Genomic DNA, 13,838 nt, shown 5'->3' on the forward strand with positions numbered 1-13,838 from the left:
TACCATAATTGGTCGATATTCTAACTTTTTAAATTAATTTAGGTATTTTTACAACCTTTATAAATATGTATAGAACGAATGTTTGTTTAGTGGTAAAATATGCATGTGAGGTCTTCATACGTTTTATTCTCGGTATATATTTTCATTTTTATTTCATGCGGTGGATGTTGATATATAGCGATTTTAAAACTTTCTCAATATTTTTCTGATAACCACACGACTGAATTTTGGAAAAAATGTGATATTATGAAAATAACAAAATAAACGGACGTAAAAAAGACCCATGACTGTGCAAGTAGTGTTGGTCGCACTCTTACACCGTCCTCCCTAAGCCAGCTAGGGAAAACACTTGTCATAAGTCTCATACATAATTATAACACACATCTTAGATATAGTGACGCGTTTTCCTTAAATGTAAAAAACAGGGTACAACGTGTCTTTTGTTCCGGCAAGGAGGAGCAAATTAAATGAAGGTGTTACTAAGAGAATTACAAGATGATTTGTACGCGAAAGGTATTACTAATAAAGAACTTGCGAAAAAATGGGGTGTAAGTTCTAGTGTTGTATCGGATGTTTTCAATAGTAAAAGCCAAATGAGATTTTACTATCTTTCCAGAACGTTAAACAATTTATATGAAGAAAGAGATATCCGTGTACAGAAGTTAGAAAGATACATCACTAATACTAAAGCTAGAAATTTAAGAGAAGCAATGGAGTACCTTTCTTTGCGAGGGGAATTCGGACTCTTGAAAAATGTTGTCGATAAAGAAAAAGAATCAAGCAACTGTGAGAACAGAGAGTGGGCTTATGTATACGACTTGATTTTAAAAAGATACACAAGTAATATCCCACCAATAGAATGGTTTAGAAGTATTGAGAAAATAAATAGAACTGCAAAAACTCTCGAAATGAAAATATTAACGGAGATTTTATTATGCCAAGCTTTATATCAAAACAGAAACTATCGTTCGTTATTTGATCATCTTAAAGAATTAGAAATCGAGATCAATAAAATCAAGAACAAGTTTATTAAAAATAGCTTTACCGTTCGATACAAAGAAGCTTTGAGTGTAATTTCATTACAAAGTGGCCGAGTTGATGACTCAAGAAGAGCATCAAAAGAACTATTAGCTATTTATGAAGAGGATAACTCCTTTGTGATTCCAATGATAACGGCTTTAGGGAAAGTTGGAGAATCATTTATCTTTGATAATTATGAATTAGCTAAGAAATATCTGGAGGAAGGTATTAATTTTCTTTCAACATACTCAGACGAAGGTCTTGGGAAGAAAAGAGGAATGTTCCAATACACTCTTAACTTTTTGAAAATGTTCCACTGGAGAGATCTAGAGGGGTTAGAAGAAACGTTAGGTGATATAGAATTATCGTATTACAGATTTAAGCAAGGTAACCACAAGGAAGCAGAAAGATTATTATTAGCTAATAAGGACAGTGGTGAGGTATCGACACCGTTCGAAAATTTCTATTTAGGACTTGCTCGAAATGATAAGGATTTAATCATGAAATCTCTCGAGTTATTTGAAGAGTCGGGTAATATTTTTTATTCGAAATTACCTAAATTATACTTGGGTATACTTTGAAAAAATGGTATAATTATCTCACAAGTGAGGTGAGTCTTAAATGAAAAAGATTCTAGCTATTATTCCTGCACTAGTGGTTGCTGGAGCGTTATTATTTAACGGTGCTAATACATCAAAAGAAGATCAGAAACAAGCAGCTGTAGCGAAAGAGGAAGTAGTATTATATGCTCAAGAACCTGGGACTGGTTGGTAAGCAACCATCTTAATATATATTTTTGAATGCGATCGTCTATATGACGGTCGCATTCGTGCTTTCTGGGGAAGTTCGGTTTTTATCAAAATAGGATAAATCCGAAACTATGTGAATTATTCACAAACTACTATGGAGAAGTTGGGGGTTTTAGGATGGAGAAGTATACAGAATTAGAAGTGTTAATTATTGCAGCAAAGAGTGGGGATCAAGGGGCAATTTCAGCGTTAAATGCAATCATGGAGCAAATGAATCAATTCCAATCAGAAGGGTAAATAAAAAAATAGACGATTGTCAGCTGAATTTCGCCATCAATCGTCTAAACTGTTTACTGCACCTTTAATCATATTTAGTATCATTTTCTGTTGGTCTTCACTAAGTTTTTCGATTTTATTAATCATGTTGTTTAATTCTACTTTAACTTCTGAAGATTGATTTTCATCTAAATTTCTGTGATCAGATAGACCTAATAGATAATCTGTAGAAACGTTAAATACTTTAGCAATCTTAGTAACCGACTCTCTTGATGGAGTCTTTTTATTACCCTCGAATCGAGAAATTGTTGGTTTTGATAGTTCAGTTAAATCAGCTAATTCTTGCTGAGTGTAGTTATTTTCAATTCGTAATTGTTTCAATCGTTCATTGAACATTTTAATTTTTCCCCCTTAAGAAAAGTTACCCCTTGGGTCACCTTCTTCTATATATTAATATGAAAGTTACCTTTAAGTAAACGAAAAACAGAATATTTATATCAAACTTTTTATATTTTTCGGTGTTTTTTAATTTTAGTTATTCCCTAAAAAACAAATTAAAAACTTTTTTTAAAATATATGTTGCCTTTAGGGTAACATAGGTGTATAATCAAAATTGTAAACGAGGTGATGACAAATGAAACCAAATAAAGTCAACAACGAGTTATTACATAAACTTCGTATTCAACATAAATTGTCACAGAGTGAACTAGGAGAAAGGCTTGGCAGAGCGAAAGCAACGATTTCTAGGTATGAAACAGGAAAGAAGAACCCAAGCTTACCTACACTATGTGCATATGCAGAATATTTTGGAGTAACAGTGGATCACTTGTTGAGTAAATAGATTTTTTTTGAAACTAAGTTACCCTGAGAGTAACAAGGAGGAATAAAAATGAATCAATTACAAATCATTGGACAACAATATATCGCTGGTTATCAATTCACTGGAATAGAAGGTGGGTTCGGCGAGGATAAAAAAGCAATGCTAGTTAAGGATATCGCTGTAATTCATGGACAAGCACTGAAAGAAGTGAATAGACGAATCAATGATAACAGAAAAAGATTTAAAGATGGCGTAGATATTATCGATTTAAAAGTGAGTGGGTTTGAGCCACTGAGTTTTACGGACTTAGGATTCAGCAGACAATCTGTTGCTAATTCAAATAATATCTACCTCCTATCAGAACGAGGATACGCAAAACTTTTAAAAATCCTCGAAGATGATACAGCTTGGGAATTATACGATCAATTTGTTGACGGATACTTCAATATGAGGAAACAACAAATAGACACAACTCAACTAAGCCCAGAGCTTCAAATGTTCCAAACGCTTTTCACAACATTAGCTACTCAAGAATTAAACCAGAAGAAGTTGGAACAGAAGGTAGACAACATTAGTGAAATTGTAGCTTTGAACTCTACGGATTGGCGAAAAGATACAACGTTAATTTTAAACAAAATTGCTCGTAAACAAGGTGGTTTCGAAATGTACAGAAAGATTCGAAACGAAAGTTACGAGATCTTAGAGCAAAGAGCCAGCGCTAAATTGAGTATTCGTGTAAACAACAAGAAAAAAATCATGGCATTAGAGGGCGTTTCAAAATCCAAAATCGATAAGGTATCTAATTTAGACATCATAGGTGAAGATAAGCGGTTACTAGAGATTTACCTAGCTATTGTGAAAGAAATGGCAATTCGTTATCAAGTAAACATTAACGAGGCTATATAAAGGAGGAACAATAATGGCAAACGTAAGCATGAACTCAGTATTGAAAGCAAAACTTTTTAGCGACTTACTAAAACATTTAGATGATGTATCAACGTCATTAATGATTCAACGTGATGACATGTTAGAAAGTGATGAAAACGAGTTAAATATGGAATCTGTTGAAGAGATAAATATTTTGTTAGATAAAAATGAAGAATTTGAGTGTGATATTAAAGCACTGTTAATTACAGAAGTAGACAAAATCCATGAAGAAGTAATGGCAATCTCTTAGAACAGGAGGCGGTTTAAATGATGGAAGAAAGCACATTATCACTAGGAATCGTAGCAGCGGCAATATGTGTATTCGTATACCTGGTACATCGAATTGATGTTGTAGCAAAGAGAGCAGGATGGCTTGAAGATGACAGATAAAGAACAGCGTGATGAATACGAACAAAAGAAACTAGCATGGATCATAAAGGATTTAAGAGCTAGAGGGATACATAACAGCGCAGATAAGGTTGAGGAAATGCATAAGGAGTTTATCACTCTAGCTAAATAGAGAGGGGAATGGAAAATGGGATTGAGACAAGCATATGAAATGGTGATTCGTCATCAATTGGAGTTGTTAGTTGAAGAAAAAGGTTGGGACTTTTCAGAAACTAGTTTAGAAGAAATAGCTGAAGCAATGGCAAATGATCCACAATTCACAGAGCAGTTGCTTGATTTTACTGATGAACACTTAGAAACATTTGGCGACAACTACTGGTAAGCAGATTGGACAAGCCTTCGCTTGTCGGAATATTCAGGAATTTAATAGCGGTCCCCCACCTTATTGAGAGGTTCCTGGATATTCCGATGCGTGAAAGCATCGAGAAAGGGGAATGGAAATGAGAGAAATTAAGTTTGATGCAATTTATAAACCGACAGGAGAACATTTCACTCCTATAAACATTAATTTTGAAAACAAAACAACACACGGTAATTTTGATGGTCAAGTAAATGACTGGTGTCACTTCTCACTTGATGGTAAATACGGAGATGCAATTTTAAGACAATACACAGGTTTAAAAGACAAGAATGGTAAGGAGATTTATGAAGGGGATATAGTAAAAACTCACAATCAAAATAATGTCATTAAGTATGAATATGGTTCTTTTATGATTGTTGGGATTCATGAAGATAAATATGAACGTAATTATTCTAGGCTTTATGAATATTTAATTGACTCCACAATTCCAAATGAAGAAGGAAGTGGATTTGATGGGGTTACTACAACATTAGAAGTAATCGGAAACATCTACGAAAACCAAGAGTTACTCAAAACAAAATAAAACCAGCCGATTACCCCTAATCGACTGGTTCATGAAACGACGCAATATTTTCTACCACTATTATATCACAGTCGTTTCTTCTAAGTAAATAAGGAGGAATGTGGAAATGAAAGATGTTTTAGACAAACAAAAAGAACGCGCAATCGAAACTTTAAAACAAATGTCCGAAAAAGAAGAAGACAGCGTAAGGAAGCTAGATATCGACTATGTAATTACAGTCTTAACAAATAAACCGCATGGCGCTATGCCGTTCTAGGAGGATATGAAAATGAGATTGTATGATCTTTGCAGTAATTACCGTGAGTTACAAATGATGATTGAGGATGGTGTAGATCCATCATCGGTAGCAGATACGCTACAAGCTATTGAAGAAAGCATCCAGGATAAAGTGCAAAACACAGCGTTAGTGATTCGCAACCTTGAAGCTGATGTAGATGCTATTAAAGCAGAAGAAAAGCGCCTAGCGGAGCGCAGAAAAGCAATAGAAAACAATTGTAAGGGATTAAAAGATTACTTATATCAACAAATGGTGGCAACGGATTTAAAACGTATTAAAGGAACAATCGTGACAGTCGGCATTCAAAAGAATCCAGCAAGTTTAGATATCGCAGAAGATGCAGTTGTACCACCGGAATACATGATTCCTCAGCCAGCGAAAGTTGATAAGAAGTCATTACTTGCAGCAGTTAAGGATGGGATGCAGTGGGATGGAATTACGTTGAAGCAATCTGAAGGAGTGAGGATTCGATGAATAAGAGCGAAACTATCACCGAATTAGCTAAAGCATTAGTGAAATTCAACTCAGAGGTTAACAAAATAGCAAAAGATGCAGATAATCCTTTCTTTAAAAACAATTACGCAACGCTAGACACAATTATAGATGAAATTAGACCAATCCTTTCTAAACACGGATTAAGTATTATGCAAATACCAAGCGGTGACGGTCAAAACGTAACGCTAAAAACACTTCTCTTACATGAAAGTGGCGAGTGGCTTGAATCAGATGAATTAACCATGAAGCCAGTAAAGAACGATCCACAAGCAGTAGGAAGTTGCATAACATACGCAAGACGCTATTCACTAGCAGCTTTCCTTAGCTTAAATACAGGTGAAGATGATGATGGTAACGGCGCTACTTATGGAAAAGGTAACAAACCTAATCAAAAAAGTAACAGTGGACAAGCTCCAAATAAGCAGCAAGGAAGCAGTGGTAACGGCAAAGCGTCCGAGAAACAAATGAAAATGATACACGCAAAGATAGCTCATGTAGCAACACTAACACAAACAGATAAACAAACAGTTGAAGATACTTTAAAAGGTAATATCAATACTGAAAATTTGAGTGATTTAAGCTCACAGTTAGCTTCTAAAGCAATACAAGTCCTGTCTGGTTGGGAAACGCAATATAGCCAAGCAGGATAAGGAGGTAATAGCCCATGTTGAATCAACAAACAATATCTAACGTCGTCCTTCCAACATGGGTTTATAAGGACGCAAATAGTGAACAAGAAATTATGAGGAACGCTTCCAGGTATATCAATCGCATACCAAAGCGTTATCCCGGATATAAGGTTTTGGAAGTAAATGACGGTATAGCAAAATGCGAAAGGTGTGAAGATTGATGTTTCAAGTACCTGTAAGACGTGGATCAATGAAAGAAATGTTAAAAGCAGTTCGTGATTTAGAGAGACGAGGTTATGACTACGTAACGCCAATCAAGAAAGTTTATAGAGCAGAAAAGACATTTTATAACGATGGAAAGTTTAAAGGGAAGGACAAAATTCGATTCACAGGCATGGAAGATCGTGCAAGTTATGAATGTTGGATGAAGAAGGTGGATTAAGTGAGTAATTACAACACGATACGTACTATTATTTCTCAAATAAGCGGTCAAGAAAACATAGTTGTTGTGCCAAAACTGTTCATCAAATTAACTGGCGATCTTACAACAGCAGTACTTTTAAACCAAATCGTATTTTATAGTGATAAATCGAAAAGAACGGACGGTTATTTCTACAAATCACATAAGGAATGGCAAGAAGAAATCTGTTTAACAAAACGTCAGGTTAGTTACTCGACAGCGAAGTTAAAAGAAATGGGGCTTGTTGATACTAAGTTAATGAAAGCAAACGGAGCACCGACTCTTCACTACAAATTGGATTATGACAAATTGGTAGATTGGATAGTAACAAATTGTAACAATGGAAAGTCACAAAATGTAACTATGGATAGTAACAATATGTCGCAATCTTTAACAGAGAATACTACAGAGAATACAACAAAGAAAAAGACTTCTTGTCAAAAGTTTTCAACTTCCGACCTGGAGAACGCGAAATTGTTATTCGAATTAATGTTACTAAACAATCCATCAGCAAAAGAACCTAACTTAGAAAAATGGGCTAATGACTTCCGTTTAATGAGGGAAAAAGACAATAGAACGGATGAACAAATCAAATACCTTATTAACTGGACACAGAAAGATGACTTTTGGAGTACTAACATTCTTTCTCCAGCCAAGTTAAGAAAACAGTTCGATGCGTTAGTAGTAAAGATTAAGAAAGAAAAAGCAAAAACTCAGCCTAAAGCTGTTAAAGGTAAAAAAGAATTAAGAGAGGAGGACTTTGACCTTGAATAAGAAGCAAACGTTTGAATTATTAAAGGCAATTAGTGCGCTATATCCGATATTTGAAGTAACACAAATGAAAATTGACTTATGGACTACTATTCTATCAGAACAAGAATACGAGGAAATGCTTAAGAACCTTTCTAACTATGCAAAATACAATCAATTTCCTCCTAAGCCAGCTGACTTATTAAAAGAAGATCATGAAGTGAAATATACGGGACCAACTGTAGCGGAGACAAAAACAATGTTCGATCGGTGGGATGAAAATAGCAAAGACGTAGCGCCGCCGGAGGAACGGGAAAAGCATCTAAAAGAAATAGCAAAGATATTGGGGATTAAACGGAGGGGAAGACAGTGAATCACACTTTAGATTACGAGGGGTTATATAGCATTCAAGCGGAGCAGGGTCTTCTAGGGGGATTAATTTTAGATCCCGACAAGATAAAAGATATTAATTTACAACCTGAGCAGATGTATCGTCCTCAGCACGTCCATATCTTCCGTACAATGCTCGAAATCGATAGCGGAAACGAACCAGTAGACTTTGTAACTTTAACCGCTAGATTGGCTGAGAAAGGGCTTATAGAGGACGTCGGTGGAATTGGTTATCTTGCTCAATTATCAGAGACTACGCCAGGTACTTCTAATATTAAATACTATGAAAAAATCGTGTGGAGTAAATGGCGAGATCGAGAGGTTGTTAGAAATACAGAAGCATTAAAACAGGCGGTTCACAGTGGGAACGATACGGAACTTGCTATACAAACTCAAATGGCAGCACTACTGAATTTAAGTAGGGAAGACAAGAACAGTGACGGGCGAATTAGAGACGGTTTAGTCGAAATGTATGGAGATTTAGAGAGTCCAATAAGAGGATTAGCTGGAATGGACACAGGGTTCACTGAATTAAACCGCATGACGGCAGGATTCAAACCGCAGGAACTAATTATTGTAGCGGCTCGCCCGTCTGTAGGGAAGACAGCATTCTGTTTAAACGTAGGAAATAATGCAGCAGGAGAGTACGGGGAGGGCGATGTCGTCGCTATCTTCTCACTAGAAATGGGCCAAAAGGAACTCCTAAAAAGAATGGTTAGCATTAACGGGAATATCGATGGGAATCGCATGAAAACAGGCGAGCTAAACCCAGAGGATTGGACGAAGTTAACTCAGGCTATGGGAGCTTTGAATAACAAAAACATTCGTATCTTTGATGATGCAGGGATTACAACGAATTTCATTTGGTCAAAAGTTAAAAAGTTATGCGATGAGTTCCCAGGCAGACAAATCATGGTGATCATCGACTACTTACAGCTCATAACAGGGAATCCGGTACATAAGGGAAACAGACAAGCGGAGATTGCAGAAATTAGCCGGACGCTGAAAACGATGGCTCGACAATTAAATGTGTGTGTGGTTGCTCTATCTCAGCTGAGTCGTGGTGTAGAACAGCGCCAAGACAAAAGACCTATGATGTCCGATTTGCGCGAGAGTGGGCAAATAGAGCAGGATGCAGACGTCATAGCGTTCCTTTACCGCGAAGATTATTACGACCGTGAAACAGAAAACAAAAACACAATCGAAATCATTATAGGGAAGCAAAGGAACGGCCCGGTTGGATCAGTAGAATTGGCATTCATTAAGGAGTATGGAAAGTTCGTTAACTTGGAAAGAAGGTTTGAACAATGAGAAGTCAACTAAGCTTTGACGACATATTGGGAACTTTTGATTACAAAGCAAAAAGTACGGCCGAGCAATTCTTAGCGAAGCCTAGCGTCATAACGTCATACGAGGTTCACTTCTTCGACCAAGACGAAAGGCAAAAGATGGACTGCTTTGATACTGATACCGAAAGTGAAGCGTGGAATGAAGCGGTAAAAGAACATGGAAAGGGTATTCAGAAGATTGAGATAAAACATTCAAATCGTAGAAGGGCTGAATTTTTAGCACTAGATTAGGAGGGAGAAAATGGCTTTAAATCGTTGGTTAACTGATGAGGAATATGCAAGGGCAGCAGCTAACGGGATAAACAGACACACACTATATTATCGTCTCTATAAATCAGATAAATGGGAAGTAGAGGAAGCTTTAACAGCTCCACCAGGAACAGTTAGGCATATTGACAAAGGGAAGTATATCGAATGGTTAAAAATCGCCATTGAAAACGGAATAAACAAGAAGGTTTTTTATAACAGATTAAGTTATGGATGGAGTTGTCAGGATGCCGCAACAAAGGCAATCAAAAGAAAGAAAAAAATGGCGCAAGAATGGATAGAAATCGCTAAACAAAATGGAGTTAGTTATCAAACGTTCATGTCTAGAGTTAATACTCATAAATGGGATATAGAAAGAGCAGCAACAACTCCGACAATTAACACAGGAAGACGTTGTTCATTAAAAAGATAGGGGGGGAGTCGATATGGATTGTTACGGACCTTTCATTACTAATGAAGATTACGAGAAAGCAGCTAAGAATGGCATTAGCAAATCAAATGTATATCAGCGGGTTAATGAGTATGGATGGGACTTAGAACGTGCCATAACAGTACCTGTAAGAAAACGTAATGGTGGAATTTATGCGGGGATGATAGTTTTTGCTGAACAAAACGGAATAAGTAAACCAACTTTTTTCAAAAGAGTTAAAGATGGCATGGACCTATACGAGGCGGCAACGAAGCCAGTAGGATACGCGGCACACTTAGAATTAGCAAGAAAGAATGGGATTAAGGACGTTACGTTTTATCAAAGGGTTAAGAGAGGAATGAAACCTTATGAAGCGGCAACTAAACCAGTGGCAACTCGAAAGAGGGCACAGCAGATCAGCTAGGAGGCAACATGGACAGGCAAGACGTTTTAATCAACAAATTAATCGATAATCACATATACAAGCTACCAGATGGGCGCGACTTATTTGAAGGAAGTTGCGAGGAACTGGCAGGGCTACTAAAAGGAGCGAATGAAAATGAATGAAGCAATTAAGACATATACAGACAACCTTTGGAAAGAAGCAAAATTGAATAAAGAACTAGCAGATGAAGCGTATGAAAAGGGTGATTTAGCGCTATCAGCGTTCCATAAAGGGATGGTAACAGTTTATGAGGGAATCGCAGCAGGATTAGACGATATCATAGCGGATCACGGAGGTGAGGAATAATGATGAAAATGGAAAACGGCGTATTTGAAATTACTAAACTATTAGCAGAAGCAAAGGAGACTGAAAAGAATGGCAACTAAGCTCATTATGTATACAGGTGATAATTGCAGCAAATGTAAGCGAGCAAAGGAAATGCTACAAAACTGTCCCGTGGAAGTGGAATTAATTGAAAGAAATGTAGATCAAGATGAGTATCAAAAAACATTTTTGGTTAACGAGTTAGAATCGAATACACTGCCTACATTCGTTTTGAGAGACGGAACTGGAGGATTAAAAATTCTAAGAGGTTTTGATGAAAACATAGGAAAAATCATGGAGCACTTAGGACTGTAGGAGGGATCGAATGAAGAAAGAAACTAAAATACAGCTGGAAGGTGAGCTTGAAACAGTAGAAAACGAGATTTACAGGAAGCAATATCATTTGAACGGATTGAATAACGAGAAGCGGAAGACAGAGGAGTCTTTGGAAGAGCTGAAGAGCCGGAGAGAAGAATTGAAAAGTTACTTATAAGGGGCGAACAGAATGAATTTACGAGTGAAGATTAAACGAGTTAAAGATGTGGAACTGCCACGATATGCGAAGCCAGGTGACTCAGGATTTGATCTAGTAGCAGCAGAGGACACGATTATTGAACCGGGGCAAACGAAAGTAATCCCTACAGGATTGGCATTCGAAATACCACCAGGATTTGAACTTCAGGTGAGGCCAAGAAGCGGAATATCACGTAAAACAAAGCTAAGGGTAGTACAAGGAACGGTGGATAGTGGCTTTAGAGGCGAAGTTGGCGTGATTGTAGACAACATAGCGATACCTGATTATACAGCGTGGTATACGCAACCAGATGGATACGTAGTAGCTCCTGAAATAGAAGGATATCTACTAACGACAGAATCAAACTATGATCAATTGAAATATATCGGACCTGATGACACTACAGTTCCCTTAGAACATGGATATCATCGACCAAACCAAACATACATCATTCGTAAAGGTGAACGCATTGCTCAAGGCGTCATAGCACCAGTGGAAACAGTCAATTTCGTTGAGGTGGACGAGCTATCAGATTCAGAAAGAGGAAATAAGGGGTTCGGGAGTACAGGAACTAAATAAAGAAAGCGAGAGAAGAAAATGAAAGTGAAATTATTAGCGCATACACAGTTATCTGAGGAGTTCAATAGCCATTTGGTTAAAAACACTAATAGCATAGAGGAAGCTTTAAATCTACCATCTAGTGGGCAAACAGTAGCTCTAACGGCCATTCGAACATGCTACTCGCCAAATAGACCAAGTGAGATCGTCGCACTTGAGGGGGAAAAGTACTTCAAAGGGAAAGCAACTGACGGAAAAGGCGGAAAAGAAGTAGATCGGTTGATTAGACACATTGTAGGTTCGGGGCATACGAGTACTTTAGAGCATCTAACATATACATTTTCAGTTGAAGGAGTTAGTCGAGCGTTATTAGCACAACTCACAAGGCATCGCGTAGGGTTCAGTTTCTCAGTACAATCACAGCGGTACGTTAAGTTTAGCTCTGATAGTAAGTCTGAAGGGTTTGATTATGTAGTTCCTGAGAAGGTAAAAGCTAAGGGAGAAGAAGTTATAAGGGCTTACGAGAATATGATGAAAGATGTTCAATACAAATACGATTACCTTATTTCTCAAGGAGTTCCGCAAGAGGATGCACGATCAATTCTACCTAATGCAGCTACAACAAACTTAGTTCTAACAGTTAATTTACGTAGCTTACTAGACTTCTATTCTAAGCGGAGAAAAGGGAAAGGCGCACAACATGAGATTACAGAGTTAGCCGAACGATTACGTGAAGAAGTTGTGAAAGTTGAGCCTTGGTGCGGGGCGTTCTTTAAGGGCGAAAAATAAGGCTAAATATCATTTTAAAAAGGAGAGATAAGTAATGAGATTTGGAATTTATTTAGGTGAAGAGTGTGTGGGAGTATATTACAACATTTTTGATGCTTATGAAGATGCGAAATTCTGCACGGAAGAAACAGGAGCTCCGCATGAAGTGAAGATAATTAAAGAAGATAACTAAACAAAAACGCTATTTTATTAGAAAGTGAGGTGGTGATATGAGTCTTACCTTTATAGACTTATTTGCCGGAATTGGTGGATTTAGATTAGGAATGGAACAGGCAGGGCATAAATGCTTGGGATATGTAGAATGGGACAAGTTTGCTAGAAAATCATACGAAGCAATTCATAACACAAAAGGAGAGTGGACGGCACATGACATTACAACTGTTACAAACGACGATTTACGATTACTTAGAGGAAAAGTCGACGTTATATGTGGTGGATTCCCCTGCCAAGCCTTTAGCGTTGCCGGAAAGCGACTGGGCTTCGAAGAAACTAGAGGAACTTTGTTCTTCGAAATTGCTAGATTCGCCAAAGAAATCCAACCACAATATTTATTCCTTGAAAACGTCAAAGGGTTATTATCACACAACCAAGGGGAAACATTCGCTACAATCCTCTCCACGTTGGATGAACTTGGGTATGATGCGGAATGGGAATGTATTAACTCTAAGCACCACGGAGTCCCACAAAATCGAGAAAGAGTGTTCATTATTGGGCATCTTAGAGGAAGACAGACAAGATCGGTTTTCCCTATCCCAAAAACAACAACAGGCTTTCTCAAAGGCGTACAAGCTGACGCAAGCGGAAAAGGTTTAAATTCTCAGCAAGATCGTTTTTATAGAGCTGATGGGATCATGTGTACACTTCCAAAGGCGAGAGCTAAAACGAAGTGCTGCGTAGTAGATAATAATGGAAACTTTAAAATATTGACTGCTAAAGAACGTATGAGAATACAAGGATTTCCGGATGAATGTACAGATAGAGCATTAGCAGTAGTTGATGAATCGCACTTATGTGAGCAAGCAGGAAACTCAGTGACTGTACCAGTCATTTATGAAATAGCAAAGAGATTAGTATAAAAATTTCATTTTGTAGAAAAGG

Annotated in this window: 29 protein-coding genes; 28 read left to right on the forward strand and 1 reads right to left on the reverse strand. The window is 37.3% G+C overall.

Annotated elements, in window-relative coordinates:
- Positions 1–467 precede the first annotated feature (467 nt).
- From ACTT1L_RS16540 to ACTT1L_RS16550, 3 genes are all read left to right on the forward strand, one after another.
- Complete coding sequence (locus tag ACTT1L_RS16540) at positions 468–1,601, forward strand: AimR family lysis-lysogeny pheromone receptor (protein ID WP_262718121.1); 1,134 nt, start codon at positions 468–470, stop codon at positions 1,599–1,601.
- Between the two features lie 40 nt (positions 1,602–1,641).
- Positions 1,642–1,794, forward strand: coding sequence for a hypothetical protein (locus ACTT1L_RS16545; RefSeq protein ID WP_170877239.1), 153 nt, complete (start codon positions 1,642–1,644; stop codon positions 1,792–1,794).
- A 152-nt stretch (positions 1,795–1,946) separates the two neighbouring features.
- Positions 1,947–2,066, forward strand: coding sequence for a DNA polymerase III subunit delta' (locus tag ACTT1L_RS16550; protein ID WP_074540326.1), 120 nt, complete (start codon positions 1,947–1,949; stop codon positions 2,064–2,066).
- A gap of 36 nt (positions 2,067–2,102) precedes the next feature.
- On the opposite strand, the gene ACTT1L_RS16555 is transcribed toward ACTT1L_RS16550, so the two are convergent.
- On the reverse strand, positions 2,103–2,441 hold the full coding sequence (locus ACTT1L_RS16555; RefSeq protein ID WP_074540327.1) for a helix-turn-helix domain-containing protein: 339 nt from the start codon (positions 2,439–2,441) through the stop codon (positions 2,103–2,105).
- A gap of 238 nt (positions 2,442–2,679) precedes the next feature.
- On the opposite strand from ACTT1L_RS16555, the gene ACTT1L_RS16560 reads away from it, so the two are divergent.
- From ACTT1L_RS16560 to ACTT1L_RS16680, 25 genes are all read left to right on the forward strand, one after another.
- Positions 2,680–2,886, forward strand: a complete 207-nt coding sequence (locus ACTT1L_RS16560; protein WP_074540328.1) for a helix-turn-helix domain-containing protein — start codon at positions 2,680–2,682, stop codon at positions 2,884–2,886.
- Between the two features lie 48 nt (positions 2,887–2,934).
- Positions 2,935–3,771 (forward strand): ORF6N domain-containing protein, encoded by an 837-nt coding sequence (locus ACTT1L_RS16565; RefSeq protein WP_262718122.1) that lies wholly within the window; start codon positions 2,935–2,937, stop codon positions 3,769–3,771.
- A gap of 13 nt (positions 3,772–3,784) precedes the next feature.
- The gene (locus ACTT1L_RS16570; RefSeq protein WP_440049046.1) at positions 3,785–4,042 is read left to right on the forward strand and encodes a hypothetical protein; all 258 of its coding nucleotides are present in this window, start codon (positions 3,785–3,787) and stop codon (positions 4,040–4,042) included.
- 17 nt (positions 4,043–4,059) lie between these two features.
- Positions 4,060–4,182, forward strand: a complete 123-nt coding sequence (locus ACTT1L_RS16575) for a hypothetical protein (protein WP_442822001.1) — start codon at positions 4,060–4,062, stop codon at positions 4,180–4,182.
- The gene (locus tag ACTT1L_RS16580; RefSeq protein ID WP_442822002.1) at positions 4,172–4,312 is read left to right on the forward strand and encodes a hypothetical protein; all 141 of its coding nucleotides are present in this window, start codon (positions 4,172–4,174) and stop codon (positions 4,310–4,312) included. The genes ACTT1L_RS16575 and ACTT1L_RS16580 overlap by 11 nt, the downstream gene beginning before the upstream one ends.
- Before the next feature lie 15 nt (positions 4,313–4,327).
- Positions 4,328–4,522: a hypothetical protein gene (locus tag ACTT1L_RS16585; protein WP_442822003.1), complete on the forward strand. Its 195-nt coding sequence runs from the start codon at positions 4,328–4,330 to the stop codon at positions 4,520–4,522.
- Between the two features lie 118 nt (positions 4,523–4,640).
- Entirely contained in the window at positions 4,641–5,084 is a 444-nt protein-coding gene (locus tag ACTT1L_RS16590) for a YopX family protein (protein ID WP_442822004.1), read from the forward strand.
- A gap of 106 nt (positions 5,085–5,190) precedes the next feature.
- A complete protein-coding gene (locus tag ACTT1L_RS16595) occupies positions 5,191–5,340 on the forward strand; it encodes a hypothetical protein (RefSeq protein ID WP_165570318.1) in 150 nt (49 codons plus the stop codon).
- Between the two features lie 12 nt (positions 5,341–5,352).
- A complete protein-coding gene (locus ACTT1L_RS16600; protein ID WP_442822005.1) occupies positions 5,353–5,835 on the forward strand; it encodes a siphovirus Gp157 family protein in 483 nt (160 codons plus the stop codon).
- Positions 5,832–6,506 carry an ERF family protein gene (locus tag ACTT1L_RS16605; RefSeq protein WP_442822006.1) on the forward strand — a complete coding sequence of 225 codons (675 nt, stop codon included), beginning with the start codon at positions 5,832–5,834 and terminating at the stop codon, positions 6,504–6,506. The genes ACTT1L_RS16600 and ACTT1L_RS16605 overlap by 4 nt, the downstream gene beginning before the upstream one ends.
- A gap of 199 nt (positions 6,507–6,705) precedes the next feature.
- A complete protein-coding gene (locus tag ACTT1L_RS16610; RefSeq protein ID WP_163258460.1) occupies positions 6,706–6,927 on the forward strand; it encodes a hypothetical protein in 222 nt (73 codons plus the stop codon).
- Positions 6,928–7,719 (forward strand): hypothetical protein, encoded by a 792-nt coding sequence (locus tag ACTT1L_RS16615; protein ID WP_442822007.1) that lies wholly within the window; start codon positions 6,928–6,930, stop codon positions 7,717–7,719.
- Positions 7,712–8,068, forward strand: a complete 357-nt coding sequence (locus ACTT1L_RS16620) for a hypothetical protein (protein ID WP_442822008.1) — start codon at positions 7,712–7,714, stop codon at positions 8,066–8,068. Before ACTT1L_RS16615 ends, ACTT1L_RS16620 begins: the two co-directional genes overlap by 8 nt.
- A complete protein-coding gene (gene dnaB, locus ACTT1L_RS16625; protein ID WP_442822009.1) occupies positions 8,065–9,396 on the forward strand; it encodes a replicative DNA helicase in 1,332 nt (443 codons plus the stop codon). The genes ACTT1L_RS16620 and dnaB overlap by 4 nt, the downstream gene beginning before the upstream one ends.
- Positions 9,393–9,665: a hypothetical protein gene (locus ACTT1L_RS16630; RefSeq protein WP_442822010.1), complete on the forward strand. Its 273-nt coding sequence runs from the start codon at positions 9,393–9,395 to the stop codon at positions 9,663–9,665. The genes dnaB and ACTT1L_RS16630 overlap by 4 nt, the downstream gene beginning before the upstream one ends.
- Positions 9,666–9,675: 10 nt before the next feature.
- Positions 9,676–10,113, forward strand: a complete 438-nt coding sequence (locus tag ACTT1L_RS16635; protein WP_442822011.1) for a nucleoside permease — start codon at positions 9,676–9,678, stop codon at positions 10,111–10,113.
- A gap of 13 nt (positions 10,114–10,126) precedes the next feature.
- Positions 10,127–10,534, forward strand: coding sequence for a hypothetical protein (locus ACTT1L_RS16640; protein WP_442822012.1), 408 nt, complete (start codon positions 10,127–10,129; stop codon positions 10,532–10,534).
- Between the two features lie 8 nt (positions 10,535–10,542).
- Entirely contained in the window at positions 10,543–10,677 is a 135-nt protein-coding gene (locus ACTT1L_RS16645) for a Fur-regulated basic protein FbpA (RefSeq protein WP_442822013.1), read from the forward strand.
- Positions 10,670–10,861, forward strand: a complete 192-nt coding sequence (locus ACTT1L_RS16650) for a hypothetical protein (protein ID WP_048532690.1) — start codon at positions 10,670–10,672, stop codon at positions 10,859–10,861. Before ACTT1L_RS16645 ends, ACTT1L_RS16650 begins: the two co-directional genes overlap by 8 nt.
- Positions 10,862–10,930: 69 nt before the next feature.
- Positions 10,931–11,194: a glutaredoxin family protein gene (locus ACTT1L_RS16655; protein ID WP_442822014.1), complete on the forward strand. Its 264-nt coding sequence runs from the start codon at positions 10,931–10,933 to the stop codon at positions 11,192–11,194.
- 10 nt (positions 11,195–11,204) lie between these two features.
- Positions 11,205–11,372, forward strand: coding sequence for a hypothetical protein (locus tag ACTT1L_RS16660; protein WP_442822015.1), 168 nt, complete (start codon positions 11,205–11,207; stop codon positions 11,370–11,372).
- Positions 11,373–11,384: 12 nt separating this feature from the next.
- Positions 11,385–11,972 (forward strand): dUTP diphosphatase, encoded by a 588-nt coding sequence (locus ACTT1L_RS16665; protein WP_442822016.1) that lies wholly within the window; start codon positions 11,385–11,387, stop codon positions 11,970–11,972.
- A gap of 18 nt (positions 11,973–11,990) precedes the next feature.
- Entirely contained in the window at positions 11,991–12,740 is a 750-nt protein-coding gene (gene thyX / locus ACTT1L_RS16670; RefSeq protein ID WP_442822017.1) for an FAD-dependent thymidylate synthase, read from the forward strand.
- A gap of 34 nt (positions 12,741–12,774) precedes the next feature.
- Positions 12,775–12,912, forward strand: coding sequence for a hypothetical protein (locus ACTT1L_RS16675; protein WP_442822018.1), 138 nt, complete (start codon positions 12,775–12,777; stop codon positions 12,910–12,912).
- Between the two features lie 37 nt (positions 12,913–12,949).
- Positions 12,950–13,816: a DNA cytosine methyltransferase gene (locus tag ACTT1L_RS16680; RefSeq protein ID WP_442822019.1), complete on the forward strand. Its 867-nt coding sequence runs from the start codon at positions 12,950–12,952 to the stop codon at positions 13,814–13,816.
- Positions 13,817–13,838: the final 22 nt, after the last annotated feature.

It is taken from the genome of Bacillus sp. FH, assembly GCF_052216825.1.
GTDB classification, from domain to species: domain Bacteria; phylum Bacillota; class Bacilli; order Bacillales; family Bacillaceae_G; genus Bacillus_A; species Bacillus_A paranthracis.

Coding starts and splice junctions, on each gene's coding strand:
- ACTT1L_RS16635 (WP_442822011.1), top strand. CDS start 9,676: ATGGCTTTAAATCGTTGGTTAACTGATGAGGAATATGCAAGGGCAGCA.
- ACTT1L_RS16555 (WP_074540327.1), bottom strand. CDS start 2,441: ATGTTCAATGAACGATTGAAACAATTACGAATTGAAAATAACTACACT.
- ACTT1L_RS16540 (WP_262718121.1), top strand. CDS start 468: ATGAAGGTGTTACTAAGAGAATTACAAGATGATTTGTACGCGAAAGGT.
- ACTT1L_RS16655 (WP_442822014.1), top strand. CDS start 10,931: ATGGCAACTAAGCTCATTATGTATACAGGTGATAATTGCAGCAAATGT.
- ACTT1L_RS16660 (WP_442822015.1), top strand. CDS start 11,205: ATGAAGAAAGAAACTAAAATACAGCTGGAAGGTGAGCTTGAAACAGTA.
- ACTT1L_RS16650 (WP_048532690.1), top strand. CDS start 10,670: ATGAATGAAGCAATTAAGACATATACAGACAACCTTTGGAAAGAAGCA.
- ACTT1L_RS16630 (WP_442822010.1), top strand. CDS start 9,393: ATGAGAAGTCAACTAAGCTTTGACGACATATTGGGAACTTTTGATTAC.
- ACTT1L_RS16565 (WP_262718122.1), top strand. CDS start 2,935: ATGAATCAATTACAAATCATTGGACAACAATATATCGCTGGTTATCAA.
- ACTT1L_RS16545 (WP_170877239.1), top strand. CDS start 1,642: ATGAAAAAGATTCTAGCTATTATTCCTGCACTAGTGGTTGCTGGAGCG.
- ACTT1L_RS16550 (WP_074540326.1), top strand. CDS start 1,947: ATGGAGAAGTATACAGAATTAGAAGTGTTAATTATTGCAGCAAAGAGT.
- ACTT1L_RS16580 (WP_442822002.1), top strand. CDS start 4,172: ATGACAGATAAAGAACAGCGTGATGAATACGAACAAAAGAAACTAGCA.
- ACTT1L_RS16570 (WP_440049046.1), top strand. CDS start 3,785: ATGGCAAACGTAAGCATGAACTCAGTATTGAAAGCAAAACTTTTTAGC.
- ACTT1L_RS16590 (WP_442822004.1), top strand. CDS start 4,641: ATGAGAGAAATTAAGTTTGATGCAATTTATAAACCGACAGGAGAACAT.
- ACTT1L_RS16675 (WP_442822018.1), top strand. CDS start 12,775: ATGAGATTTGGAATTTATTTAGGTGAAGAGTGTGTGGGAGTATATTAC.
- ACTT1L_RS16560 (WP_074540328.1), top strand. CDS start 2,680: ATGAAACCAAATAAAGTCAACAACGAGTTATTACATAAACTTCGTATT.
- ACTT1L_RS16645 (WP_442822013.1), top strand. CDS start 10,543: ATGGACAGGCAAGACGTTTTAATCAACAAATTAATCGATAATCACATA.
- ACTT1L_RS16610 (WP_163258460.1), top strand. CDS start 6,706: ATGTTTCAAGTACCTGTAAGACGTGGATCAATGAAAGAAATGTTAAAA.
- ACTT1L_RS16605 (WP_442822006.1), top strand. CDS start 5,832: ATGAATAAGAGCGAAACTATCACCGAATTAGCTAAAGCATTAGTGAAA.
- ACTT1L_RS16595 (WP_165570318.1), top strand. CDS start 5,191: ATGAAAGATGTTTTAGACAAACAAAAAGAACGCGCAATCGAAACTTTA.
- ACTT1L_RS16640 (WP_442822012.1), top strand. CDS start 10,127: ATGGATTGTTACGGACCTTTCATTACTAATGAAGATTACGAGAAAGCA.
- ACTT1L_RS16665 (WP_442822016.1), top strand. CDS start 11,385: ATGAATTTACGAGTGAAGATTAAACGAGTTAAAGATGTGGAACTGCCA.
- ACTT1L_RS16585 (WP_442822003.1), top strand. CDS start 4,328: ATGGGATTGAGACAAGCATATGAAATGGTGATTCGTCATCAATTGGAG.
- ACTT1L_RS16600 (WP_442822005.1), top strand. CDS start 5,353: ATGAGATTGTATGATCTTTGCAGTAATTACCGTGAGTTACAAATGATG.
- thyX (WP_442822017.1), top strand. CDS start 11,991: ATGAAAGTGAAATTATTAGCGCATACACAGTTATCTGAGGAGTTCAAT.
- ACTT1L_RS16680 (WP_442822019.1), top strand. CDS start 12,950: ATGAGTCTTACCTTTATAGACTTATTTGCCGGAATTGGTGGATTTAGA.
- ACTT1L_RS16575 (WP_442822001.1), top strand. CDS start 4,060: ATGATGGAAGAAAGCACATTATCACTAGGAATCGTAGCAGCGGCAATA.